The 23134-nt window shown below is 68.6% G+C and carries 23 protein-coding genes and 3 pseudogenes; 14 read left to right on the top strand and 12 right to left on the bottom strand.

What is annotated here, in order from left to right; translation table 11 throughout:
• Positions 1 to 217 precede the first annotated feature (217 nt).
• A complete protein-coding gene (locus tag KYK13_RS33235) occupies positions 218 to 904 on the top strand; it encodes a penicillin-binding transpeptidase domain-containing protein (protein WP_223638040.1) in 687 nt (228 codons plus the stop codon).
• Positions 905 to 1249: 345 nt separating this feature from the next.
• Here the strand turns inward: KYK13_RS33235 and KYK13_RS33230 are convergent, their stop codons facing one another.
• Positions 1250 to 1726 carry a hypothetical protein gene (locus tag KYK13_RS33230; protein ID WP_223638038.1) on the bottom strand — a complete coding sequence of 159 codons (477 nt, stop codon included), beginning with the start codon at positions 1724 to 1726 and terminating at the stop codon, positions 1250 to 1252.
• A gap of 299 nt (positions 1727 to 2025) precedes the next feature.
• Here KYK13_RS33230 and KYK13_RS33225 point away from each other — a divergent pair, with 299 nt between their 5' ends.
• Both KYK13_RS33225 and KYK13_RS33220 read left to right on the top strand, forming a co-directional pair.
• Complete coding sequence (locus KYK13_RS33225; RefSeq protein ID WP_255654082.1) at positions 2026 to 2487, top strand: helix-turn-helix domain-containing protein; 462 nt, start codon at positions 2026 to 2028, stop codon at positions 2485 to 2487.
• A complete protein-coding gene (locus KYK13_RS33220) occupies positions 2475 to 3062 on the top strand; it encodes a transposase (RefSeq protein ID WP_370645454.1) in 588 nt (195 codons plus the stop codon). The genes KYK13_RS33225 and KYK13_RS33220 overlap by 13 nt, the downstream gene beginning before the upstream one ends.
• A 604-nt stretch (positions 3063 to 3666) precedes the next feature.
• Here the strand turns inward: KYK13_RS33220 and KYK13_RS33215 are convergent.
• The 4 genes from KYK13_RS33215 to KYK13_RS33200 form a co-directional block, all read right to left on the bottom strand.
• A complete protein-coding gene (locus tag KYK13_RS33215) occupies positions 3667 to 5166 on the bottom strand; it encodes an IS66 family transposase (RefSeq protein WP_223634905.1) in 1500 nt (499 codons plus the stop codon).
• Positions 5167 to 5212: 46 nt separating this feature from the next.
• Positions 5213 to 5578: an IS66 family insertion sequence element accessory protein TnpB gene (gene tnpB / locus KYK13_RS33210; protein WP_223634903.1), complete on the bottom strand. Its 366-nt coding sequence runs from the start codon at positions 5576 to 5578 to the stop codon at positions 5213 to 5215.
• Between the two features lie 4 nt (positions 5579 to 5582).
• Positions 5583 to 5894: an IS66 family insertion sequence element accessory protein TnpB gene (locus tag KYK13_RS33205; RefSeq protein ID WP_223634902.1), complete on the bottom strand. Its 312-nt coding sequence runs from the start codon at positions 5892 to 5894 to the stop codon at positions 5583 to 5585.
• Between the two features lie 66 nt (positions 5895 to 5960).
• A complete protein-coding gene (locus KYK13_RS33200; protein ID WP_223638034.1) occupies positions 5961 to 6158 on the bottom strand; it encodes a hypothetical protein in 198 nt (65 codons plus the stop codon).
• Between the two features lie 384 nt (positions 6159 to 6542).
• Here KYK13_RS33200 and KYK13_RS33195 point away from each other — a divergent pair, with 384 nt between their 5' ends.
• The 4 genes and pseudogenes from KYK13_RS33195 to KYK13_RS33180 all read left to right on the top strand — a co-directional run.
• Positions 6543 to 6857 carry a hypothetical protein gene (locus KYK13_RS33195; protein ID WP_223638032.1) on the top strand — a complete coding sequence of 105 codons (315 nt, stop codon included), beginning with the start codon at positions 6543 to 6545 and terminating at the stop codon, positions 6855 to 6857.
• 8 nt (positions 6858 to 6865) lie between these two features.
• The gene (locus KYK13_RS33190; RefSeq protein WP_223638029.1) at positions 6866 to 7126 is read left to right on the top strand and encodes a hypothetical protein; all 261 of its coding nucleotides are present in this window, start codon (positions 6866 to 6868) and stop codon (positions 7124 to 7126) included.
• A 633-nt stretch (positions 7127 to 7759) separates the two neighbouring features.
• Positions 7760 to 8605, top strand: a complete 846-nt coding sequence (locus KYK13_RS33185) for a GC-type dockerin domain-anchored protein (RefSeq protein ID WP_223638026.1) — start codon at positions 7760 to 7762, stop codon at positions 8603 to 8605.
• Between the two features lie 179 nt (positions 8606 to 8784).
• Positions 8785 to 9261 (top strand): annotated as a pseudogene (locus tag KYK13_RS33180) (IS3 family transposase); the annotation flags it as partial.
• Here the strand turns inward: KYK13_RS33180 and KYK13_RS33175 are convergent.
• From KYK13_RS33175 to KYK13_RS33165, 3 genes are all read right to left on the bottom strand, one after another.
• Positions 9240 to 9575 carry a hypothetical protein gene (locus tag KYK13_RS33175; RefSeq protein WP_223638021.1) on the bottom strand — a complete coding sequence of 112 codons (336 nt, stop codon included), beginning with the start codon at positions 9573 to 9575 and terminating at the stop codon, positions 9240 to 9242. The pseudogene KYK13_RS33180 and the gene KYK13_RS33175 sit on opposite strands and share 22 nt — an antisense overlap.
• A gap of 142 nt (positions 9576 to 9717) precedes the next feature.
• Positions 9718 to 10350, bottom strand: a complete 633-nt coding sequence (locus tag KYK13_RS33170) for a glutathione S-transferase family protein (RefSeq protein WP_223638018.1) — start codon at positions 10348 to 10350, stop codon at positions 9718 to 9720.
• A 302-nt stretch (positions 10351 to 10652) separates the two neighbouring features.
• Positions 10653 to 11663, bottom strand: coding sequence for an NAD(P)-dependent oxidoreductase (locus KYK13_RS33165; protein WP_223638014.1), 1011 nt, complete (start codon positions 11661 to 11663; stop codon positions 10653 to 10655).
• A gap of 136 nt (positions 11664 to 11799) precedes the next feature.
• On the opposite strand from KYK13_RS33165, the gene KYK13_RS33160 reads away from it, so the two are divergent.
• The 3 genes and pseudogenes from KYK13_RS33160 to KYK13_RS33150 all read left to right on the top strand — a co-directional run.
• On the top strand, positions 11800 to 12390 hold the full coding sequence (locus tag KYK13_RS33160; protein ID WP_223638011.1) for a TetR/AcrR family transcriptional regulator: 591 nt from the start codon (positions 11800 to 11802) through the stop codon (positions 12388 to 12390).
• An 844-nt stretch (positions 12391 to 13234) separates the two neighbouring features.
• Entirely contained in the window at positions 13235 to 14602 is a 1368-nt protein-coding gene (locus tag KYK13_RS33155; protein ID WP_223638008.1) for a delta-60 repeat domain-containing protein, read from the top strand.
• 52 nt (positions 14603 to 14654) lie between these two features.
• Positions 14655 to 14801 (top strand): annotated as a pseudogene (locus tag KYK13_RS33150) (deoxyhypusine synthase family protein); the annotation flags it as partial.
• A 513-nt stretch (positions 14802 to 15314) separates the two neighbouring features.
• Here the strand turns inward: KYK13_RS33150 and KYK13_RS33145 are convergent.
• Positions 15315 to 16223 (bottom strand): LysR family transcriptional regulator, encoded by a 909-nt coding sequence (locus tag KYK13_RS33145; protein ID WP_223638006.1) that lies wholly within the window; start codon positions 16221 to 16223, stop codon positions 15315 to 15317.
• A 118-nt stretch (positions 16224 to 16341) separates the two neighbouring features.
• Between KYK13_RS33145 and KYK13_RS33140 the strand changes: the two genes are divergently transcribed.
• The 3 genes and pseudogenes from KYK13_RS33140 to KYK13_RS39405 all read left to right on the top strand — a co-directional run.
• Positions 16342 to 17085: a type 1 glutamine amidotransferase domain-containing protein gene (locus KYK13_RS33140; protein WP_223638004.1), complete on the top strand. Its 744-nt coding sequence runs from the start codon at positions 16342 to 16344 to the stop codon at positions 17083 to 17085.
• A gap of 24 nt (positions 17086 to 17109) precedes the next feature.
• The gene (locus tag KYK13_RS33135) at positions 17110 to 17760 is read left to right on the top strand and encodes an NADPH-dependent F420 reductase (RefSeq protein WP_223638002.1); all 651 of its coding nucleotides are present in this window, start codon (positions 17110 to 17112) and stop codon (positions 17758 to 17760) included.
• A 71-nt stretch (positions 17761 to 17831) separates the two neighbouring features.
• Positions 17832 to 17982, top strand: a pseudogene (locus KYK13_RS39405) (NUDIX hydrolase); the annotation flags it as partial.
• Between the two features lie 2 nt (positions 17983 to 17984).
• On the opposite strand, the gene KYK13_RS33125 reads toward KYK13_RS39405, so the two are convergent.
• On the bottom strand, positions 17985 to 19172 hold the full coding sequence (locus KYK13_RS33125; protein WP_223638000.1) for a kelch repeat-containing protein: 1188 nt from the start codon (positions 19170 to 19172) through the stop codon (positions 17985 to 17987).
• Positions 19173 to 19491: 319 nt separating this feature from the next.
• Between KYK13_RS33125 and KYK13_RS33120 the strand changes: the two genes are divergently transcribed.
• Positions 19492 to 19629, top strand: a complete 138-nt coding sequence (locus KYK13_RS33120; RefSeq protein WP_223637998.1) for a hypothetical protein — start codon at positions 19492 to 19494, stop codon at positions 19627 to 19629.
• Positions 19630 to 19751: 122 nt separating this feature from the next.
• Here KYK13_RS33120 and KYK13_RS33115 read toward each other — a convergent pair whose 3' ends face one another.
• Together KYK13_RS33115 and KYK13_RS33110 are read right to left on the bottom strand one after the other, a co-directional pair.
• On the bottom strand, positions 19752 to 20231 hold the full coding sequence (locus KYK13_RS33115) for a hypothetical protein (RefSeq protein WP_223637996.1): 480 nt from the start codon (positions 20229 to 20231) through the stop codon (positions 19752 to 19754).
• 13 nt (positions 20232 to 20244) lie between these two features.
• On the bottom strand, positions 20245 to 23070 hold the full coding sequence (locus KYK13_RS33110) for a hypothetical protein (protein ID WP_223637994.1): 2826 nt from the start codon (positions 23068 to 23070) through the stop codon (positions 20245 to 20247).
• Positions 23071 to 23134: the final 64 nt, after the last annotated feature.

Raw genomic sequence — 23134 nt, 5'->3', positions numbered from 1 at the left:
ACGCGGCCCCCCGACCGCGCTCCTGGAGGGACGACTGCTGGCGCGAGGTTTGCCGTGCCCCGCCCCCATGTCCCAACTCCTTCCTCTCAGGTGGCGGCATGCCGGCTGGCTCCTGCTGCTCACGTCCCTCGCGTGCGCGGGTCATCGCCCCACCCCGCTCCGCATCTTCTCCCGTCATCCCGGCTGCTTCGGCCTGCTGAACCTGGAAACAGACCAGGTGGCCTTCAACGACAGCAGCCTCTGCCAACAGCGCCTGGCTCCCGCCTCCACCTTCAAGATTCCGCATGCGCTCATCGCGCTGGAGGAGGGCGTGTTGAAGCCAGACGAGGTGGTCCGATGGGACGGCACCCCCTATGGCAACCCGGCATGGAACCAGGACCAGACACTGGACACGGCCATGCGCTGCTCGGCCCTGTGGGTCTTCCAGGGACTCGCGACCCGGCTGGGTCGTGAACGCGAGGAAGCCTGGATGAAGCGCCTCCATTACGGAAACGCGGAGGCTTCGGGAGACATCATCCGGTTCTGGCTGACTGGACCGCTTCGCATCTCCCCCGAGGAGCAGCTCCACTTCCTGGCACGGCTCTACAGGGGACAGCTCCCCGTGAGCGCGGGCACGCAGGAAACCGTGAGGCGCACCCTGGTGCAGGGTCCCCAGACCGTGGCGCATGTCCGGGATGCCATCGACATGGGAGGCCCCTGGAAGGAGGGCGCGGTGCTCAGCGCGAAGACAGGCGCGCTCACGCTTCCAGAGGAGAATCTGACGTGGCTCGTGGGGCACGTGGCCACGAAGGAGGGCGCGTTTGTCTTTGTCAGCACGGTGCGCTCCCCGCCGGGCGCATTGCAGTCACCCCATCCCGCGCTGGCCGCCGCCATCGACGCATTGAAGGCCCAGGGGTTGCTCTGACAACGACGTGCGGGACCTGGCCGCGGAGGCCCTTCAGTAGGACTTCGCGCATTCAGCCCAGTCGGCCATGTAGCACTGCCCCTTGTGGAGGCGGCCGACGCCGCCAGGGCACTTTCCCGGCTCGGATGACTTCACCTTCACCCAGCACCCCGGGCGCCGATCCAGGTCCGCGTCAAAGTCGTCGCCTGGCTCCGGGGCGGAGCGGCCTCGAAGCACAACACCGGCCACTGCCGCCCCGGTAAAAAGGACAGCCACTCCAATCGCGAACACCCGCATCCGATTCATGCCGCCTTCCCGGGAGGCCGCAAGGATACAGCGGTTCGGCGGAGGATGACCACGCCTGGCTCAGTCGGAGCTCAGGCAGATGGCGGGCATCACGCGGCTGGCGCGCAGCTCGGGCACCCAGCACGCCACGAGCGAGCAGAGGGACAGCCCCCCGCCACGCCCGCGAAGACGGTCGGGTCGCGGGCCTCCACGCCGTACAGGAGGCTGGCCATCAGCTGGGTGCAGCCGACCGCCGCCACCACGCCCGCGCCCACGCCCCAGAGCGTCAGCCGAAGGCCCCTGGCCCAGCACCAGCGCACGGAGCTGCCGCGGATGCGCGCCCAGCGCCGCGCGGATGGCCCCGTCCCGCTGTCGCGCCAGCGCGCGCACCAGCATCAGGTTGGCCACGTTGGAGCACGCGATGAGCGGCACGAAGCCCACCGCCGCCCACAACGTCCAGAGCACCGGCCGCGTGGAGGCGGTGAGTGACTCCTGGAACGGGAGCAGGAAGGCCCCGTGCGCTCTTTCGCCGGCGTCCGCGGGCCTCCTGGAGGACACCCGCGAAACCTCCGCGCGCCGCCTCCACCGTCGTCCCCGTCGCCCTCCTGCCCAGCACGTGCAGGTGGTGGTTGCCCCAGCGGGGCGCTGAAGATGACGGACCACGGCATCCAGGCGCTCGGGGCCTGCGAGGCTCCGGGATGTCGCGTCCCGGAAGCGGACAGAGGTGCCTCCCCTGATTCACGGCTCGGATGAATCCGTCAGTGGTCGCGGGTTGAACCTGCATGAGCCGGCTGGAGCTGAGTGAGAAGCAGAGGAGCGAGCTGGAAGCGTGCTTCCGAACAACGGAGGACCGCCGATTGCGCGACAGGTGCCAGGCGGTGCTGATGACCGCCCGGAGCCGGCCCCAGCAGCAGATTGCCGAGGACCTGGGCACCACGACGCGCAATGTGCAGCGCTTCCTGGCTCGCTACCGCGCTGGCGGCCTGGAAGGGCTGAAGATTCAGTGGGCGCCAGGCAAGACGCCCCTCATTCCCGAGCACCTGGCGCCCACCCTGCTGGATTGGATTCGCCAGGGCCCTCGGGCATGCGGCCTCAAGCGCGCCAACTGGACGCACGTCGCCCTGGCCGACTTTCTCCACCAGCAGACAGGCATTCGCGTGCGTGAGACGGCCATGGGCGACTTCTGCCGCCGCCATGGCGTCCGGCTCTACCGGCCTACCTACCGCTTCCTGCGCGCAGACCCGGCTCGGCAGCAGCAAGCCCAGCAGGAGTTGAGCGAAAAAAACGCCAGGCGGCGGCAGGCGAGCTGGTCCTTCTGAGCCAGGACGAGGCGCGGTTTCCCATGGTGCCCACGCTGACGGCCACCTTGGGCCTCAAGGGCGAGCGCCCCGTGATTGGAACCCGCGATTGCAAGGACGTGGTGCACACGTTTGCCTCGGCCAACGTCACCACCGGCGCGGTAACGAGCCGACTGTACGGCAGCCGCCCCCAGAAACGCCGCAAGGATGGGCTGTCGAAGACGAGGCGGATGCAGGTGGCCTTTGCCCACCATTTGCTCAACGTCGCTCGGGCGTACCCTGCCGACGCGTACCCCGAAGTCCTTCTCGTCATCGACAACGCGCCTTGGCATCGCGGACGTCCGGTGGACTGGGCATTGGGGCGCTACCCACACCTGACGCTGTATCGGCTGCCACCCTACAGTCCGCAACTGCAGCCCATTGAGCGACTGTGGCGCCCTCTGCGCCAGCGTGCCACGCACAATGTCCTCTTCGACGAGATGGCCGAGCTTCAGAATGCGCTGCGCTCGGGGCTGGGCTACTACCGCGCCCGGCCCCAAGCCGTGCTCAATCTTCTCGGCTCACTCTGGAGCCCGACCCAATCAGCCGAGGCGTGAATCAGGGTGCGTCGAAGCTCTTCGGTCACGGCATGGGGCGCACTCATTGATCAGAGCCTCGCCCCTGGGGGCACATGACGAACCGCAGGCAAAGAAAAAGTCCAGCAACCTGTTGAGATTGCCGGGCTTCGCACTGTGGAGGCGGAGGGAATCGAACCCTCGTCCGAAAGCCGTCGGCTCAAGTATAGGACGGATAGGAGCGCTGTTGAGGGCGGCGGGCTGGTGAAGAGGGGCCAAGAAGGGCCGCTGGAGGGTGCCCCGCGGGCTGTGCGCCGGGCCGGAGCAGAGGCTGTGCCGCCCCTGCGCATGAACCAGGCCCCGTGTTCAGGGCGGCCCTCACGAAGTCATGCACGGCGCTGGCTTCATCGAAGCCTCGTGGCAGCACCCACGACAGGTACAGCTCCGGTGTCGCTACGGCGGCCGAGTACACCGGCAGCTTCTTCGCGGGCGGCCCGGTGACGGGCAGCGTGGGCTGCTCGATCAGGCGCGGAGCCTGGACCGGGGGCGGCAGTGCCCACCCAGTAACCGTCCGGCCAGTGACGTGCCGGAAGGATTGAAGACGGACCACGACCGTGCTCAGCGAGCGCCGCGAGGAGCGAGTTGGTCAGGGACTGGGCTGGAGGGGTGACTCGGGCGGGTCAGCGGCGCGTCGCCGCATCCACTCGTGAGGTAGCAACTCACCGATGCGCGAGTACGGGTGCGTCTGGACGCGCAACAGGACATCCGCGAGGTAGGCCTCGGGATTGACCTGGTTGGCCTCGCAGGTGGCGACGAGAGCGTAGAGGCCGGCGAGGTTCTGCCCTGCGGCCTCGTGGCCGACGAAGAGGAAATTCTTCCGGCCCAGGGCGGCCTTGCGCAGCGCCGCCTCGGAGCGGTTGTTGTCCAAGGGCAGACGCGCGTCAGAGACGAAACGCGCCAGGGCGTCCCACTGCTTGAGCGCGTAGGAAAGGGCCTGGCCCATGGGGCCCCTGGGCAGGTGGCGTGGGGCCTGGGATTCCATCCACGCACGCAGCGCAGTGAGGACGGGGAGACTTTGCTGCTGGCGCAGCGCTTGGTGCGCGTCCGTGCGCACGACGCCCGCGTCGCGGGCCAGCGCCTCCACCCGGTAGAGGGCCAGAATGAAGTCCAAGGCCTCGCGGGCCTCGGGCGCGGTGGGCAGCGCGTCGAAGAAGCGACGCCGCACATGCGCCCAACACCCGACGCGGACGCGCCCTTCGGGCAGCGTCACCGCGTTGTAGCCGGTATAGGCATCCACGACGAGGGCGCCCCGGGTGCCGCCCAGCACGTCCTCGGGCGTCGTGCTGGCCCGGCCGAGGCTGAAGCGGTAGCCGATGAGCCACTCGCCCGTGGGCGTCTGGGTGAGGAAGGTCCAGAGGTAGCCCTGGCGTGTCTTCTTCACGTCCAGCACGCGCATGGGCGTCTCGTCGGCCCACACCACGTCCGCGGACGCAATGCACTGCAGGAGGTGCTGCGAAAGAGGAAGCAGCACCGAGGCGGCCTGGTGGAAGAGGTCCGTCAGCGTGCTGCGACTCATGGGCACGCCGCCTCTCTCCACCCGCTGGGCCAGCCGGTGCAGGGGCATGGCGTCCGCGCACTTGGACGTCACCACGTGGGAGAGGAAGCCCGGGCCGTACTCGCCCCTGTCCACCACCCGGGCCGGAGGCGGGGCGGTGACGACGCCCCGGCCGCACGCGCACGCCAGCACCTCCTGCACGTGCACCTGCTTCTCGAAGCGGGCGGGCACGTACTCGTACACCACCGAGGTTTTGCCCTTGCCCAGGGGCCTCAAGTCCTCGCTGCCGCACGCCGGGCAGTGGCGCTCCTCGGCCGGCACCGCGTGGCGAATCTCCCGCGCCGGGGCCCCCTCGGCCTTGCGGGCGGCTCTCTCTTGCCGCTTCTCTTTCGCGGCCTCGGCCTGGGCCGCCGTCGAGTCCGTGGCTCCACGCAACTCGGCGGCCACCGTCGGCAGCTTCTCCGTCCTCCTGCCGAAGACGTGACGCTCCAGCGCCGCCATCTTCGCCTCCAGCGACGTCAGGCGCTCCTTGAGCTCTTCGGCCTCTTCGCGCCAGGGGCAGAAGTGGTCTTGGGGAAGCTCACGGGGCACCGGGCTTCAACACCCCGCCGCCGCGCCGTGTCCCGGGCCGGGCACGTCAGGTGCCCGGACGCCCGGGAGGCGTCCAGGCGGGCTGGCGCCTCACCTGGGCCACGTCGATGCCGTCCAGCAGCATGGCCAACTGCGTGGCGTCCAGCGTCACCGCCTGCGCGCCCGCGTCCACCGGCGGCAGCCGGAAGCGGCCCGTCTCCAGCCGCTTGTACAGCAGCACGAAGCCGCCCCGGCTCCACGTCAGTACCTTGATGCGGTCGCCCCGCCTGGAGACGAAGGCGAAGAGGTGCCCCGAGTAGACGTCCTCGCCCCATGCCGTGCGCACCAGCGCCATGAGGCCGTCAATCGACTTGCGCATGTCCACCGGCTCCATCGCCAGCACCACGCGCACCGACGCAGGCAGGGCGAACATCACTTCAGCGCCCCAACGCGGCGACGAGCCGGGCCACGTAACCGACGTCGGTACCTACCGCGAATCGCACCCGCGCTCCGCTCGTGGCCACCACCACCAGGGACTCCGGCGCCGCGGGGGCGCTCGCCACTCGCACCGGCAACAGCCGCACGGCTTCCGCTCGCGATGGAGCGGACCGCCGATGCCGGTACACCCACGACTGCAACGTGCTCAGCCGCATGCCGTGCGCCAACGCGAACTCCCGCTGCGTCTGCCCGCTCGCCTCAAAGGCCTCCGCGATGCGCGCCCACTCCGGCTTCTCCACCTGCTTCGCCATGCCCAGCAGCGTCCGCCGCGCCCCGCTACCCCGGCAATCCCTCACGGCACGTCGTTGGCCGGACGGTTACCCCACCCAGTCGGCCGGCAGGTTGTTCAGGATGATGGACTCCACCTCCGCCAGATCCACGTCCCCCGGTCCTGCTCCAGGAGCAACGCGGCCTTGCGCCATCAGGGCTTCGCCGCCCGGGTACACCTGCGCCACCTGTGGCCTCAACGACGACAGCGGCGAGTCCAGCGCCCTGACCACCCGGGCCGTTGTCATCCGCTTCTCCCAGCATCAGACGCTCTACCTGGCCTCGAACGCGTTCGTGTAGCGACGTGACGGGTATCGCGGCTCCCTCATTTCCTCCCTGTCGGACGCCTCGCCTTCTCCTGTTTCGGCGTCTCCATAGGAGAGCAGGCCCGCCTGAAGCGCATCCTATCCGCTCAACCCCATAGGCAGGACTGATTGGGAAAAGCTGGCTGTCCCCGACAGGTTTTGAATTTGAGGTGTAGAGTACAGCCGAAGGGCGTCCCTGTTTTTCCGGGTGTGGATTGTCTATTGTTGTTTCGGTCGCTGGGTGCCAATCCATTCCGTCCCAATTGGCACGCAGTGGCTCCCGGAACGGCAAGGCGGGATGTCTTTGCCTGGTTTGAGGAGGGTGAGATGGCTACTGTTCAGTGTTTCAGGAATCATTTTGTTGCCTGGATCCCGCTTGACGGCACCTACTACTACGTCCTTGGGCCTGACAGTCGATTGGCGACAGGCTCAATCAATGTCACCGTGCATGCCGTCGAGGCCGTGGATGGATTGGCGACCCGGTATGTCGAGGTCATCCAGATGGCGACCCGCCGGCAGAGTCGATCGGGAGGAGGGTACGACTCGATGCTTGATATTGTCGTCAGGAACAATGGCCATGTTGGTGGCTCAGGGACTGGCTTCAGCGAATGGGATGCCTACACGTCAGTGATTACGCCGTAGCGATCGCAGTGAACCGCCGCAAGGAGGGTCTTGATATGCGAGTTGTCATGATCTGTGATGCCGAGGGCAACATCCTGGGTGCCGTGACATCGCCGGAAGGTGGCCTGCGGCCAGCTTTCGCTGGATTGCCGCCGCATCAGCGCCAGGTCGAAATCGACGCGCCAGACATCCCGGAGGACCTGGACGATGCGGAGATCCGTCGTCGATTGAAGGACCTGGGAACCCGATACAAGGTGGATTCCGCGGGTAGGAAGTTCGTCGCGCGTTGACCTCAGGTGCGCGTGTCGCCCTGGCTGGATAAGCAGTGGGAGCAATTCGCTCCCACTGCTCGTCTGTTCGTCAGGGCTCCGTCCCCTATTCGCGCGGCAGGAAGAACGTCTTGGGCCGCTTGGCCTCGGGCCGGAAGAGCGACTCGACTCCACCGTCGCAGCCTGGGCCGAGTTCTCCTCCTCCGTGCCCGGTGAAGGGGGGCCACCACGGTGCGCGGCGGCTCGGCCTGCGCGAAGGCCTCCTCGGGGAAGTCCACGTAGCGCTTCTAGGAGGTTGTGGCGCATGCACGCGCACAGCCGCTCCACCGGGTCTTCGATGCCTTGCACGCGCGAGAGGATCTGCTCCTCGAACACGTCCATCCCGTAGTTCATGATGGCGAAGAGGAGCCGCGCCGACGTCTCAAGGATGGCCCGGTACCGCTCGCCCTCATCCGGCTTCCGCCCGCTGTTCGACACGGGTGCTCCTTTTCGTGGAGACTGTAAAAGTATCGACTCCCAATACCTGCCGACCGGTAGGCAATGTGTTTCGCGGAGTTACGAGGGCAGGCGGGCTGTCACCGGATTGGTAGGGAGGCCGTCAGGCAGGGAGCCTAAGTTGCGCGCTTGACCCCGTCACGCACCTTGGAGGTTTCCATGCGTCGCATTCACATGCTGGCTGGTGCTGTTCCCCTCTTCGCGGCCACGTCCGCGCTCGCGCAGGCGCAGTTCATCACTCCGTCGGAGGGCACCCGCTCGGTGTCCGCCACCGTCATCGCGAAGGACGCCGGCATCACCAACGTCAACGCGTCCGACTCGCGCCGGACGAATGGCTTCGAGGACTTCAACGAGAGCCTGGAGCTGAAGGCCAGCAAGCAGCCGCAGTACGACGACACGCACAGCCACGCGGACTCGAATGGCTCGGGCACGGAGACGTCGAGCATCACCGGCTCCCGCATCAGCGCCGAGGTCCGGGCCACCGCGAATGGCTGGACGCAGGCCACCGGGCGCGGCTACGCCACGGGCAACGCGGACTTCTACCTGACGTTCCAGCTCAACCGCTTCGCGCGTTACGCGGTGTCCGGCGATGCGGCGGCGGACACGACGGCGGGGGTGTACGGCGGCTCCACGTCGCTCGTGTACATCGCGAGCCTCACCACCGGCGAGCCGGTGCTGTCCATCGACATCGGCAACACGGACTCGGACTCGGTGCGCCGCAAGGGCTGGCTGTTCCCCGGGCCCTTCACGCTGCAGGGGGACGTGTCCGCGCTGGTGGACGCGCGCGAGGGCACCGCGGGCACGGCGACGTCGTGGTGGAAGATGGACATCCAGTTCTTCTGCCCGGCCGACTACGACACCAACGGCACCGTGAATCAGGCGGACCGCGACGCGTTCCTCAACGCGTGGAACGCGGGCAGCCTGGACGCGGACGCGGACGGCAACGGCGTGGTGAACAGCACGGACCGCACCACGTTCCTGCTGGCGTACGGCTCGGGCTGCTGAAGCAGTCGCTTGAAGCACCGGTGCGGGAGGACGATATCCCGCACCGGTGTCCCAGCACGTCTAGCAGACGCACTGGCAGACGCCGCCGATGCACCGGCCGAAGCTGGCCCCCTGGTCCATGCAGTCGCTGGCGCAGACGCCCGTCGTGCAGGAGGCGAGCGGCTCGCCAGGCGTCGGCGCGAGTGGCCCCCAACGTGCTCGCGCGCGACTTTTCGGTCGACGCGCCCAACCGCACGTGGATGACGGACATCACCTCCGTCTGGACGAGGCAGGGCTGGCGCTACCTGGCCGTGGTGCTCGACCTCTCTCTCGGCTGGTGGTTGGCTGGGCCATGGGGGCGTTCATCGACCGCCACCTGGTACTGGGGGCGCTCGACATGGCACTCAAGGCGCGTCGGCCTCCACTGGGGTTGCTGCACCACTCGGACCGGGGGCAGCCAGTACGCCAGCGAGGACTACCAGCAAGCCCTGGCCGTCCGCGGAATCGAGTGCAGCATGCGGCGCAAGGGCAACTGCTGGGACAACGCCGTGGCCGAGAGCTTCTTCAGCACCTTGAAGATGCAACTCGTTCACGGCGCGGATTTCGCGACGCGCGACCAGGCCCGTGCTGCGCTCTTCGAGTCCATGGAGGTTTGCTACAACCGGCAGCGCCGCCACCGGCGCGGAGACTCCCGGCTGGTGAAAAGCGGAAACCAGGCCGCGTAGAGGGGCAGCACGAGCGCCCAGAACGCGCCATGAGGGTCGGTGGCATCCTGACGGAAGGCCCTGACCGTGCGGAGGCACGCGCCCCCGACGGCGGCGAGCAACACGACCACGAAGAGCAGCCCCGCGATGCGCAGCGCCAGCGGCGGCACATACCCGAACAGCCGGCCGTAGAGCACGTCGTTGCCAAGGACGCCCAGCAGCCCGATGCCGTGCCTGATGACGAACGGCACCAGCGCGACCCTGAGCCAGACGTGGGGCCTGCGCACGCGCGAGCCCTCGAACGAGGACTGCTCGGGTACCCATCACGCTTCCGCTGCCAGAGCGCGCAAGCTGGCGCACGCCTTCGCGAACTGTCGACTCCCCGCGCGAGCCACGACACCCGCCTGGGGGGCCTGGGAGTTCAGCCTCTCAGGCCCACTCCGTCAGCCCCTCACGCTGGTACAGGGTCGCGAACGAAGGCCGCGCCTTCAATTGGGTGGCGACCGCGGCCAGGTGCGGCCACGCCGTGGCGGGCTTGGGCATGGCTCGGGACCAGCGCATCAGCATGACGAGGTAGAAGTCCGCGACGCTGAGCGTCTTGCCCAGCAGGAAGGGGCCGTTCGCGGCGAGGTGCGCATCCAGCACCTGCCACGCGCGGTCGATGCGGCCCGCGACGGTGGCGCGCACGGCTTCGGCATGGGCCTCCCCCGCGGGCTCGTGGGGGTACCACCACTGCCGGAACAGCGGCTGCACCATGTTCGCCAGGTGGAACATCCACTGGTAGTAGGCCATGCGCGCCGCGCTTCCCGGCGCGGGAGCCAGGCCCGCCTCCGGATGGCGGTCCGCGAGGTACATCGCCAGGGCCGCGGCCTCGAAGTGCGGCTTTCCGTCAATCAGCAGGGTCGGCACGACGCCATTCGGGTTGAGCGCCAGGTATTCGGGGCGCTTCTGCTGTCCGGCGCCGGTGTCAACGCGTTCCAGCGAGTGCGGCTGGCCGAGTTCGAGCAGCACCCAATGCACCAGCATGCTGGCGGCACCCGGCGAATAGTAGAGCGTGTACATGCGGTCTCCGTGCGAACGGGGTAACGGTCCTGGAGTGTGGCCAGCGGGCCCTGCGTCCGTCCAGGGGAGCGTGGCCTTCCGGAACGGCTCATGGCATCGCGGCTCTTTCCCCAGACCCTCGATGAACTGCGCCACCGGGTGGACCTGCCCGGCCTCATCTCACGTCACGTGGCGCTCACTCCGAGCGGGAAGGAGCTTCGCGGGCGGTGCCCCTTGCAGGAACAGGGCTCCTATCCGTCCTATGCTTTGGAGGTTCAAGGACATGACGATTGTGCTCCTCGGGTCGGGCTGTGCCTGCGGGGCTACGCGCGGCGGATCCGCATGCCGAAGGTTTCCAGCCGCTGGACGAAGTCGGCCGGGTCGAGGAGGACGTGGGGCATGTAGAGCCCGGGGGCCACGGGGGGCGCACCGGCGAGGCCCAGCAGCCGCTCGACGGCGACGGCGACTCCCAGCGCGGTCACGGGTGCCTGGCCCCCGGGATGGACCAGCTCGTAGCGGCTGCGTCCCCGCGTTCCATCCGGCTTCACCCCGGACAGCTCGATGATGATCTCCGTCGAATAGGGCTCGCCACGCCGGCGCGTCGCCGACTCGCCTACCACGAGGTCGAAGCGGATGGAGCGGGCCTCGGTCGCGGCCGCGAGGCTCAGCACGTCGAGCGGCGAGTACGCCTGTCCCTCCAGCCGGGTCCCGTCCACGCCGGTGAAGGTGCGCATCGCGTCCGCGCCGTGGACCCAGCGCCACCTTCCATCCTGGAGCTGCGGGGCCCGGGTCGCGATGGCCGTGAGGCGCTCGAGGTCGGCGTGGGCCGCCGGTCCCCCCACGTCCTGCGTGTCGAGCACCGCCGCGAGCTCGATGGCTTCGAGCGTCTTGAACTCGCGGGCGAAGTGGAGGACAGGCAGGGTGGCCGCTCCCACCAGCCAGTGGCTGGCCATGAGGATGGGCGCGCTCGCGGGCTGGTGGATGAAGTGCGCCACCTCGGGCCCCACCTCGAACACGCCGGTGGAGATGCTGAGGTACGCCGCCCCCTTCGCCTGGGCGTACTTCAAGGAGTGGAGGGTGTCGTCCTGCACGAACATGACGACGGCGCTGTAGGCCCTCCCGTCAGGGAGGCCCAGGTCCGGGCGCCCCAGGTCGACGCGCACCGCGTCCGCGCCGCCGACCTCCTTCGCGACGGCCTCGGCCCGGACCAGGTCCCGGCCGCCAAGGGTGAGGGGCAGCGTGGGGTGGAGGCGACGAAGCACCTTCGCGGCCTGGGAGCCGACGAGGCCGGAGCCTCCCACGATGAGGACGGGGCGCTGGGGATTCATGGACATGACGAAGCAACTCCTCTGCCGGGCGGGCAGGGCGGGTGTGGATTCAGCCTTCCCTTCAAGTAGTAAGTTACTGTTGGTAGGTTCGCCACGTTTTCTTGGAGGGGCCCTTCCGGGGCGTTACGAACCGGTGCGAGCCATGAGCAAGACCCCCAGCAAGAAGCTGCCGAAGGCGCAGCGACGCGAGCAGCTGCTCGACATCGCGCTCTCCATCGTCCGGGAGGAGGGGACGGACGCGTTGACGCTTGGCTACGTGGCCGAGCGCGCGGGCGTCAGCAAGCCCATCGCCTACGAGCACTTCCAGACGCGGGCGGGGCTGTTGATTGCGCTCTACGAGCAGATCGACGCCCGGCAGGTCCAGGCGCTCCTGGACGCGCTCCAGCGCACGCGCAAGCGGCTGGAGGACGTCGCCCGGGTGATGAGCGCCGCCTACATGCACTGCTACACGTCCGCCGGTCCGGAGTGGCATGCCATCTCCGCGGCGCTGAGGGGCGCGGAGGAGATGGAGGCCGTTCATCTCGACCTGCTCGACAGGTACGTGGCCATCTACCGCGAGGCGCTCGCGCCCTACTCGGACTTGAAGAAGGACGCGCTGCACCTGCGCTGCGTCGGCATCATCGGCGCGGCGGAGGCCATCTCCCGCGACATGCTCCGGGGCCTCGTCGACGAGGCCCAGGCCGCGGAGACCCTGGCCTCGCTCATCGTCAGCTGGCTCTCCAGCAAGTCCTAGTTGCCGCCGAGTTCCGAGCCCTCATTTTCTTCGTGAGGGGGTGAGGGGAATTTCCTCCGGGCTTCGGTGAGGGGCCAGGGCCGGAAGAAGCGCACGGTGAACGCCGCGCGCCTCCAGCTGCATCAGGCCATCCACACGCCCCTGACGGGGCGGAGGCTCGGACCATGCAATTCCGGAAGCCGACCCAGCCGTGGCGGAGCGCGGCGCTCGCGGGAGCCCTGCTCCCCCCACGTCGGCTCTGGAGATTCGGCGGTACCGGGCACGGAGCATGGCCGCCACGCGCGGCCTGTTCGAAGCATTCGGTACAACACATCGGGTCATCCCAGACATGGGAGAAGCGGATGCAAATGCAGGGCTGGATGTGCCGTGGTGTGTGGATGACGGCCCTGGTCGGGTCGCTGCTGGCGAGGGGCGGGGACGCGCCTGTCGTCGACAGTGGAGTCCCGGAGGACTCGCCTGCGGGCACTGTCCCTGGAGCTCCGTCTCGTCCTTCGGAACGAGCTGCAAATTCCGGCCCTGAGCGGCGCTGAAGAGCGCTCATGCTTCTCGCGGGAGCTGTGACTTCCGCTCCGCTGTGCCTGGGCCTCATCCCGCTCCGGATGGAGGAGGCGGGGCACGCTTCCTGGATGTGCATGACAGTGGCGGCGCAAATGATTGGCAGTTCTGAAATTTTCGTGATTGTCTTTGAAAATTAACAATTGAGAGGTTATTCTCGACGAGCGCCTTTTGCTGTTCCTGGGTTGTCTTGGTGGGAGACAGACGTCCAAGCGAACGCCGCTCCTGCATCACCCGTAGCCGCCTTGAGGGAATGTCCATGTCGAGAGAAAATATGCCGTTGCTGGCAATGGCAGCCTTGTTCTTGTCCGCGCCCGTGACGACCGCCTTCGCGGGGGCGGCGCCGCTGACCCTCAATGCGGGCGCTCCGTCCCAGGTCGTGGACCTGAGCGCTTCCTCCGACGTCGCGAGAAGCGGCCCTTCCCTGGCCTCCCTCGTGGCGCCGGGGGACTTCGATCCATCGTTCGGCGCGGGGGGCATCGCCCTCTACCAGGTCAGCGGCGCGACGCTGATTCCCGACTCGGTCCTGGTGCAACCGGACGACCGGATCGTGGTCACTGGAAACGTCCGGACGAGCACGAACTGCGGCGTGTTCGCCTCCCGGTACAACGCCGATGGGACAATCGACACGACCTTCGCTGGGGGGCTGGTGACGACGATGCTCAGCTCGGGCGTCTGCAACGCTCCTCCCGCGCGCGCGGCGCTTCAGCCGGATGGGAAGATTGTCATCGCGGCCACGCGGGACCCGGGGGGAGCGACGGACTTTGCCTTGCTCCGCTATACGGCCAGCGGTGCCCTCGACACGACGTTCGGGTCGGGAGGATTGGTCATCTACAATTACGTGATGTATGACCAGTCCCGCGACGTGGTCATCCAGCCGGACGGTCGGATCCTGCTGTCGGGGACATCCTCCAACAACACCAACAGTGACTTCGTGGTAGCCCGGTTCACGAGCACGGGCGCACTGGACGGTACGTTTGGAGTCGGGGGCCGGAGCGTCTACGGTTTCGCATCGGGCAGCAATGACAGCGTGACGGACATGGCCCTGCAGCCGGACGGCAAGGTGCTTGTCGTGGGGCTCACCTACTCCCCGGGGACGCTGCCGGACATTGGCCTGGTGCGCTTCACCGCCTCAGGGGCGCTCGATTCGACTTTCGGAGGCGGAGGCGCCCTGAAGATCAACGTGTTCGGAAGCACCGACCAGCCCCAGGCGGTGGCAGTGCAGACCGATGGGAAGATCCTGGTCGGGGGCAACGCCTACTACCCCGCGGGAAGCCAGTACTACATGACGCTCTTCCGGCTGAACGCGAACGGCACCGCATTCGATACGACCTTCAACGGTACGGGGCAGGTCTTCGTCAGCTTCGGCCCCGTCTACAACATGATCTCCCAGTTGGCGATCCAGGCGGACGGGAAGATCGTGGCGGATGGCTACACGAGCCTCACCGCGCGCGCGAACAACTACGACGCGGCCCTGCTGCGGTTCCTCCCGACGGGAGGCCTGGACTCCTCCTTCCTGGGCGGTGGTGCGTTCACGTTCGAGGGCTTCACGGACAGCGATGACCGGGGCGCGGGCATCGGCTTCCAGTCGGATGGGAAGATCATCGAGGGGGGATACAGCGGCGGCTACATCCGTCTCTCCCGCCACGGGAACTGAGGCCTGAGCCGAGGTGCGCTCTGTCCCCGGCGCTCACGAGCCCGCGCTCCCGACGACGCGCTACGGCTCGTACTCCGGCGCGGTGCCCCACGAGAAGAGCACGTGGGGCAAGCTGGGCGTCGGCACGCCGAAGCACGTCGTGGAGAGCGATGCGTCCATCGTCGCGCCGCTCAGCTTCGGCGATGTGCTCGACGTGTGAAGCCGCGGTGAGGGCTGTTGCCCGAAGGGGGAGTCGTGTGTCGAGCGCGACTCCCCCTCAGGGACGGGACACTACTTCGTGAGCACGTCCACGCGCGGATTGCAGGTGAAGTCGTTGCTGACGCCCTCGACCATCAGGAGGGGCGAACCCTGGACCGCTTCCCCGGGCTTGGTTCGCGACCAGGTGGCGGCAGCTTCAGTCCCTCACGCCTCGCCCATAGAGGGGCTCAGTGAGCCCGTGGCTTCGTCTCCAAAATGTCTCCAAGACGGGAGGGGACTCCGGGTGACAGGTGGGACTGGCGAGGATTCACCCGTGGACTCGAAGTGCCCGGCTTGACTCACGACTCAGCGAAAGGCGTGTGCCGTCGCGGGTTTGGGGCACCCCGTGTCCACGGGTTCAAATCCTGTCTCCCCGACCAGACGATGAAGCGGGCTGGAGCTCTTCGGATCTTCAGCCCGTTTTCATTTTCGGGCTCCGCCATCACACCTGGGTGGTTGAACACGGGAGGGTCCCTCACGGCGCGGCGGCGCGAGCGGCGCGGACGAACACGTCGCGCAGCCAACGGTGCGCGGGGTCGGCGTCCTCGCGCGGGTGCCACAGCAGTGTGAGAGTATAGGGCTCCAGGGGCAGCGGCGGCGGCAGCAGCTTGAGCTTCAGCCGGGGCGCCACCGCCTTCGCCACCCGTTCGGAGATGGTGAGGACGTAGTCGGACCCCTCCACCAGTTGCAGCCCCGCGAGGAAGTACGGCACCGCGCGCGCGACGCGCCGGCGCTGGTTGCGCACCGCCAGCATGGTGTCCACGTAGCCGCCGGGCCTGCCGCGCGGGGCCACCTGCAGGTGCTCGAGCGCGAGGAACTGCTCCAGCGTCAGCGTGCGCCTCACCGTGGGATGGTCCCTTCGCACCACGCACACGAAGCGGTCGGTGAACAGCTTGCGCGTGCGCAGCTCCGGCGGCAGGTCCACGTAGACGCCCACCGCCAGGTCGATGCTGCCCTCGCGCAGCATCGCGCCGTCGTCCGGAGAGTTGGGCAGGAACTGGAGCGTCACCGCGGGGGCTTCGCGCCGCACCAGCCGGTCCAGCGCCGTGCCCAGCACCGTCAGCACGTGGTCCGTGGCGTGGATGCGGAAGGTGCGCTCCAGCCGCGCGGGCTCGAACGTCCGCGCGGGTGACAGCACCGCGCCCACCTCCGACAGCAGCGCCTGCAACCGGGGCCGCAGCGCCACCGCGCGCGGCGTCAGCACCATGCCTCGGCCCGCGCGCACCAGCAGCGGGTCGTCCAGTTGCGTGCGCAGCCGCGCCAATGCGTGGCTCATGGCCGGGGTGCTCAGCCCCATGCTGAGCCCCGCCTTCGTCACGCTGCCCTCGCGCAGGAGCGCCTCCAGCGCCACCAGCAGATTCAGGTCCACCGACGCCAGTTTCATGCGGTGAAACATAACCTTGCAGGGGATTCACTGGCGTGAAACCCGCGTCCCGCCACATCTTGACGTCCACGAGAGGCCCGGGGCGTGACGCTCCGGGCCCAGGCGGCAGGAGCGGACGATGCAAGAGCAGGGTTCCCAGGCGAAGGTGTCCTCCCAGAAGCGGGTGTTGATGGTCGTGGCCAACCCCGCCGTCTCCACCACGCTGGGCGGGCCGGTGGGCTTCTGGGCGTCGGAGTTGGCGCACCCGTACATGGAGCTGACGGAGGCCGGCTACGCGGTGGACCTGGCCAGTCCCCAGGGCGGCCGGGTGACGCCCGACGCACTGAGCGACCCGCGCGACCCCAGCGGCTACTCCGCGCATGACGTCCTCAGCCTGGGCTTCCTGAGCAGCCCCCGGCACGCGGCCCTGCTGGAGACGACGCGCAAGTTGTCCGACGTGCGGGTGGCGGACTACGACGCCATCCTCGTCTGCGGCGGCCAGTCCCCCATGTTCACCTTCCGCGAGGACCGCGCGCTGCAAGAGCTGCTGCGCGGCTTCCTGGAGGCCGGCAAGGTCACTGCCGCGCTGTGCCACGGCACGGCGGCGCTGCTGGACGTGACGCTGTCGGACGGACGGCCCCTGCTGGAGGGGCGGACGGTGACGGGCTTCGCCAACGTGGAGGAGGATGCGGCCGACCAGATGGTGGGGCGCAAGGTGATGCCCTTCCGCATCGAGGACGTCGCCCACGAGCGGGGCGCCAACTTCGTTCGCGCGGGGGCCTGGAAGCCGTTCGCCGTGCGCGACGGCCAACTCATCACCGGGCAGCAGCAGAACTCGGGGCGGGAGACGGCTCGGCTCGTCATCCAAAGCCTGGGACACTGACGGACGAACACGCGGAGGCAAGCCATGGCGGACGTGAAGATTGCAATCATTGGAGTTGGGAACGTGGGCGGGAACCTGGGCGTGCGGCTGGCCCGGAGCGGCTTCCCGGTGCGCTTCGGGGTGCGGCCCGGCGCGGACGTGAAGGCCCTGCTGGAGCGGTGCGGCGGCCAGGCCCAGGCGGGCAGCGTGCGGGAGGTGGCGGCCTGGGCGGACGTGGTCTTCTTCGCGGTGCCCTCCACGGCCGCCGTCGCCGCCGCGCGGGACGCGGGGGACCTGACGGGAAAGGTGGCCGTGGACTGCAACAACCCGGTGGCCTTCGACGCGAGCGGCCCCACCGTGGCTCCGGTCCCCGAGGGCTCCCTCACCGCGGCGCTGGCGAAGGCGGTCCCGGGAGCGCGCTGGGTGAAGGCGTTCAACACCTTCGGCGCGGAGTTCCACGGCGACCCGGCGCTGTCGGGCAAGGCGGTGGACGTGCATCTGGCCGGTGACGACGCGGCGGCGAAGGCCACCGTGGCCGCCATCGCGAAGCAGGCGGGCTTCCAGCCCTTGGACTGCGGCCCGCTGCGCAACGCGAGCCTGCTGGAGCACCTGGCCGTGCTGTGGATCCACCTGGCGCTGAAGGGCGGCCAGGGCCGGCAGGTGGCCTTCAAGCTGCTGCCGCGCGCGGCGTCCTGAACACACCCTTTGCCGGCACCGTGTCGTCTGGACGCGATGCCGGCCGGAGGGTTTCTCCACGAGCCACACCACAGCGGCTCAAGGGCAAGGTGCGCTACCAGCCCATCGGGTTCGAATTGCTGCCGCCCAAGTTCACGCTGTCGCAGCTCCATCGGCTGTACGAGACGGTGCTGGAGCGCGCTCGCCATGGACCTGCTGGAGGAACTGGACGAGGTGGAGCAGGGTCAGCGCTTCAGCCAGGTCAGCTTCCAGAGATCGTCGTAAAACTCGCTCGCGCCGCCGTCGGATGAGGCCCCACCGTTCAGGTACAGCTCGTAGGCGGTGGGCGTCTCACGCACGAAGGAGATGCCTCCGACGCGGGCCGGGGGAACGGGCGAGCCGGAGGCGAAGGCCACCTCGGTCCACCGGTTGTCCTTCACCGAGTAGAACCACAGGTCGCTGGAGAGGCCGTCGAAGCGCTGCCCACCGAAGACGACCAGCCCACCATGGAGGGTGTCGAAGAATGACACCGCGTTGTCGCGCGGCGCAGGCAGGGGCCCCGCCGGCTGGAGCCGGGTCCACGTGAGCGTCTCGAGGCTCAGCGACCAGAGGTCGTTCTCATAGTTCGTCGGACCGAAGAGTTCCCCGGCCGGCGTATCGGGGCCTTGATCCGCTCCGAGGCGGTAGCCCCCAAAGACAATCAGCGAGTGGCTGTCCGGGTCGTACCCGCCCGCGACCCAGGCGCGAGGCGCGGGCTTCTCTCCGGTGGTCGTGACGAGTCTCCAGCCCGTGTCCTCGTCATGGATGGCGACATCGTTGCGAAGACCGGTGGACGTCGTGGCGAAGCGCGGAAGCGTGTTGCCCACGCCGCCAAACGCATAACGGGTCTTCTTGCCGGAGTGGCCTGCCCGGGGCAGCTCCACCACCAGGGCGGAGGAGCGGCGCACGGCGAACGGATCTCCCAGGTTCTCGGAGGACACCTGCTCCCATTGCTGGCTCTGCACGTGGTAGGCCCACATCTCGGGGAACATCAGGTCCGAGCCCGTCCGGAACCGGCCCCGCCCACCCACGATGCTCACGCAGTCGTCGCACGGACCGGGAATCATCAGGGCCTCGGCGCGAGCAGCGGGCGGCGGCCAGGTCAGCTTCCTCCAGGTGGCCGTGGCAATGTCGAAGGCATGGAAGTCATTGACGGTGAAGTCGTCCGGGAAGTTCCCGCTCTGGCCGCCGAAGCGGTAGACGACGGCCGGATCCCCGCTCGTGCGGGAGAACGACGCACTGGCCTCCCAGAGCGCGGGCGGAACGTCTCCGTGCTGTTCGACGGCCTCCCAGCGCGGGCTCTCGCAGCACCTGGGCGGCGAAGGCTTCTCTGAACCACAAGCGGTCAACACGAGCACGGCGGTGAGGCCGCAGCCGCGGAGAAGCAGGGCCATGCGGGAGCGTGCGTGGGAGGTTGACGGTGTCTTGAGGGGCATGGCCGCTGAATAACCCCGGAGCGCTCAGTTGCCGAGGAGGTTCGCCACGATCTCGTACGGTCCGCCGCTGTAGTTGTTGTCGTCGAAGTAGCCTCAGCAACCGCTCCACCTCTGCTCGCGTGGGTGGCGGCAACGCCTCGAAGCGCACGCCGTCCTCCCCTGGCACGAAGACGTCGTCCGGCGCCAGCGAGTGGAAGTGCGGCGTCACCTGCAAGGCCGAGCCGAAGAACTGCTGGGAGCACGCCGGCCTCGCGGCTGTCTATGAGCGCGCGATGGCATGTCGCTGGACATTCTCGATGACGGCAAGCCCAACAACGTGCCCATCCTCGCCAGGACAGGCGACTGTGATGGGCAGCTGTGGAAGGGGGTCCCCGTCCCCCCGAGCCTTGAGCCTGAAGTGAAGGATCCGCCGTGACTCCGGTCTGAAAATGTGGACGCGGTGATGGCCGCCCCGGCGTTGGAGGCCGGACGTGAAAAGGGCGCGGGCCCTCCCCCCATGAGAGGAGGCCCGCGCCCGGAGTCAGCACTGCCTGAGGCTCAGGGCAGCATCTGGCGGGTCAGCGTGGCCGGACGGCTGGAGCGCGTCTGGGCCTCGTTGCCCAGCCAGGCCACCGTCACCTCGTTCGCATCCTTGAGCGACGTGGCGTCCGGCAGGAAGACGAAGAGGCGGTCGGGCGGCACCGCCCAGGTGTCACCGACGCGCTCGCCGTTAATATAGATCTCCGGCGAGGACGAGCGCTCCAGCGAGCCCAGGGGCTCCTGGGTCTGCACCTCGATGGCGATCGGATCCGTCGCGCGGCCGAGCAGGGCCGGCCCGGCCATCCGGGTCAGCTCTGCGTCCCCGCGCACCTTGCGCGCGGACACCCGGAGCACCTCCACCGGACGGGCCGCGTCCGGCGAGGTGGGCTCCGCGCGGATGGGCGCGGGGGCCTGGGTGGCCGGAGCCGCGGCGGGCGGCTCGGCGGCGCCCTTGGGCTCCTCCGTGCAGCCCGTCAGCGCCAGGCATGCCGCTGCCACGAGGAAGAGACGGCTAGCGGGAGAATTCGACGTCGTCGACATAGATGTCTCCAGTGGAAGGGCTGTTGAAGCGCAGGCGCACGGTGTCGATGTCGTTCAGCGTCACCCCGTTGCCGTTCATGATGAAGGTATGCAGGGGGATGCGCACGGTGGTGAGCACCGTGTGCAGGACGATGTTGCCCGGCCGGACGTACGGCTTGGGGATGACGTCGAACAGGGAGGTGGAGGTGGCCTTGACGGTCGCTCCGGTGGCCAGCTCCACCCGGAAGTCCTGGGTGCCGCTGGCGGGGTTGGACGCGGACGTCGTCTGGGCCACCCGGAAGGACAGCACCTCGTGACCGGTGGTGTCACGCTGGGCCAGCGGGACGGTGAAGGTCGCGGTGGCGGTGTTGCCCGTCCAGGTGGCGCGCATGACGCTGGTGCTGTGCGGCGCGGGGTTGTTCACGGTCGCCAGCGTGATGGGCCCCGACGGGGTGAAGCCGGCGGAGGAGCCGCTGTTGAGCCGCGTGTGCGAGTTCTCGTGGTGCGTCGCGTAGATCTTGAAGCCCGCGGTGGACGGGAACGTGAGCTGGCCGCGCATCATGTCCGCGTAGACCGTCTCGTTCTTCAGATAGAGGCGGGCGAAGGCGGACAGATAGGCCTCACCGATGCGCTGCTGGTTGGGCGCGGTGATGTAGTCGTTGCGCGTGCTGGGGGAGTCATCACCGTCCGCCGCCCAGACCGTGTTGAAGAGGTTGTGGCTGGCGCCATACACGTCGATGGAGCTCTTGGTCCCCAGCGCCCGGTCGTAGATCTTCGCGCCGGAGAGCGTCGTCACGTCGCCGTCCGCCGCGGGCAGGATGACGAAGTAGGGCACGCTCGCGGGCAGCGTGTAGAGCTGCCCATCCACCGGCGCGATGGAGGACACGGAGCCGATGTTGAACGCCGTGTTCTGCATGTACGCGGACACTGAAGCTTCACCGCCGCGCGAGTGGCCCGACACGGAGATCTTCGACATGTCCACCTTGCCGGTGAAGCGCCCGGCGAAGAAGTTCGGGTAGCTGGGGTAGGTGGCGGCGTTGTTGAGGTGCGACCACTGCTCCAGGTGCTTCAGGATGAGCTGGCCGCGCTCGGGGATCCACTGAGGCACGGCCCCGGACAGGTCATACGCGTCGATGGAGACCGCGATGATGCCGTGGCTCGCCAGCGTGTCGAGCAGCCGCATGTAGCCCTGGTGATTGGGCACGCGGTTGGTGCAGGTGGCGTGGGTCTGCCCGGAGTTGTAGCAGATGCGGTGGTTGCCGTGCTGGATGACGAAGAGGGGGAAGGTGCCCGCGGCGACGGCGGTGCCCACGCCCGGGGCGACGGCCGGGTAGCGCACGACGGCGCGCAGGTCGACGTTGGAGGCGGCGCCCAGGGTGGGGAAGTAATCGTCGATGGAGTAGCTGTCCTGCCCGATGGGATAGGTGCCCAGCGCGTACGGGTCCTTCGCCACCTGGAAGCCAATCTGGTTGGAGCCGTCCAGGAAGTCGACGGTGTCGTTGTAGTTGCCGTCGGTGGAGAAGGAGCCGGGCGAGGTGGCCACGGTGGAGCCGAAGTCCACGACGACGTCGTACTGGCCCGGCACGAGCGGCGGCTGCCAGATGACGACGTCGGTGCCGTTCACGCATCCCGCCTTGACCTGCTGGATTTCAATGCCGCCCGACACGTCCACGAGGCTGGTGTTCAGGGCCCAGCCCAGCACGCTGCGGTGGTTCACCACGTAGTAGGCCGCCCACGTGCCGCCGGGGTGGCCGGCGGGCACGTAGGTGGGATCCACCGCGCCCCATACCGGGTCGGAGGTGTCCGCGAACGAGTCGGCGAACTCGAAGTAGGGGAAGCTGTTCAGGGGCCGGCCGGCGATGTCCATCGTGGGGCCGCCCACCGGGTAGAGCAGGTAGAGCACGACGCCCGTGTCCATGCCGTAGGACACGATGTCGCTGGCGCTCAGCTGGCCCACCTTCGGGTCGAACAGGGGGCGGCGCGCGATGATGTCGTAGACGCCACGGCGCTGGAGGGTTTCGCTCCACGCGGGAACGGTGAATCGGCCGGAGGCGTCGGTGACGACCTTCTTGGGGGCGGAGGAGAAGCCGTCACCCGTCACGTCCGCGAAGGCGTCGCCCTCGCGCCAGGCGCGCTGGTTGGGGACGATGTAGACCTCCACGGTCTCGTTGCCCCGGAAGCCGGAGCCTGTCACGTACAGGTCGCCCCGGCCCGTCTCATGGGCATTGAGCAGACAGCCGTCGGCGGTGGACGGGTAGACGCGCGGGGCGCTGCCTGCCTTGATGGGGAGGTTGAACGCGGCGACCGGCTCGCCCACGGGAAGCTCCATGGGCGGAATCTTCCCGCTCTTGTCCGCCGCCACGGCCTGCGCGGTGACGAGCAGCGTGCGGCCGTCGAGCGCCGCCTGGGCGCGCTCGAAGCTGGGGAAGCGGTACGGCGACTCAGGCGGGGCCGCGCGCTCCGGGCAGCCCACGACACCGGACTGGAACCAGAGGATGTGCGGCGCGAGCGTGCCCTTGGCGTCCGTCGTCGCGCGGGCGAAGCCGACGGCCTCCTTCAGCGTGGGGATCCGCTCCGCGTCCAGCGCGAAGCGCAGCTCGTAGACGGTGTTGGGCTGCAGCCCCTGGGCGCCGACGGTCAGCGAATCACCCACGGGCAGGACTTCGATGGGCTGCCCCCGGTCGTCCACGGGGGTGAAGACAGCCGCCCGGTTGGCGGATGAGATGAGGTTGGGAGGACTGCCTTTCGGATTCGTGCTGCCCAGGGCCGCGGTCGAGAACGCGGTGAGCAGCACGAAGGGCCATGCAAGACGTTTCACGGGACCTCCGATGCGGGGGTGACAATCCCTCCGTTGCACTCACGGTGCCACGCGAGGACGAAGC

It is taken from the genome of Corallococcus sp. EGB, from assembly GCF_019968905.1.
Taxonomy (GTDB): Bacteria; Myxococcota; Myxococcia; order Myxococcales; family Myxococcaceae; genus Corallococcus.
The sequence above is the reverse complement of the archived record's forward strand: the minus strand, read 5'-3'. Positions and strand labels throughout refer to the sequence as shown.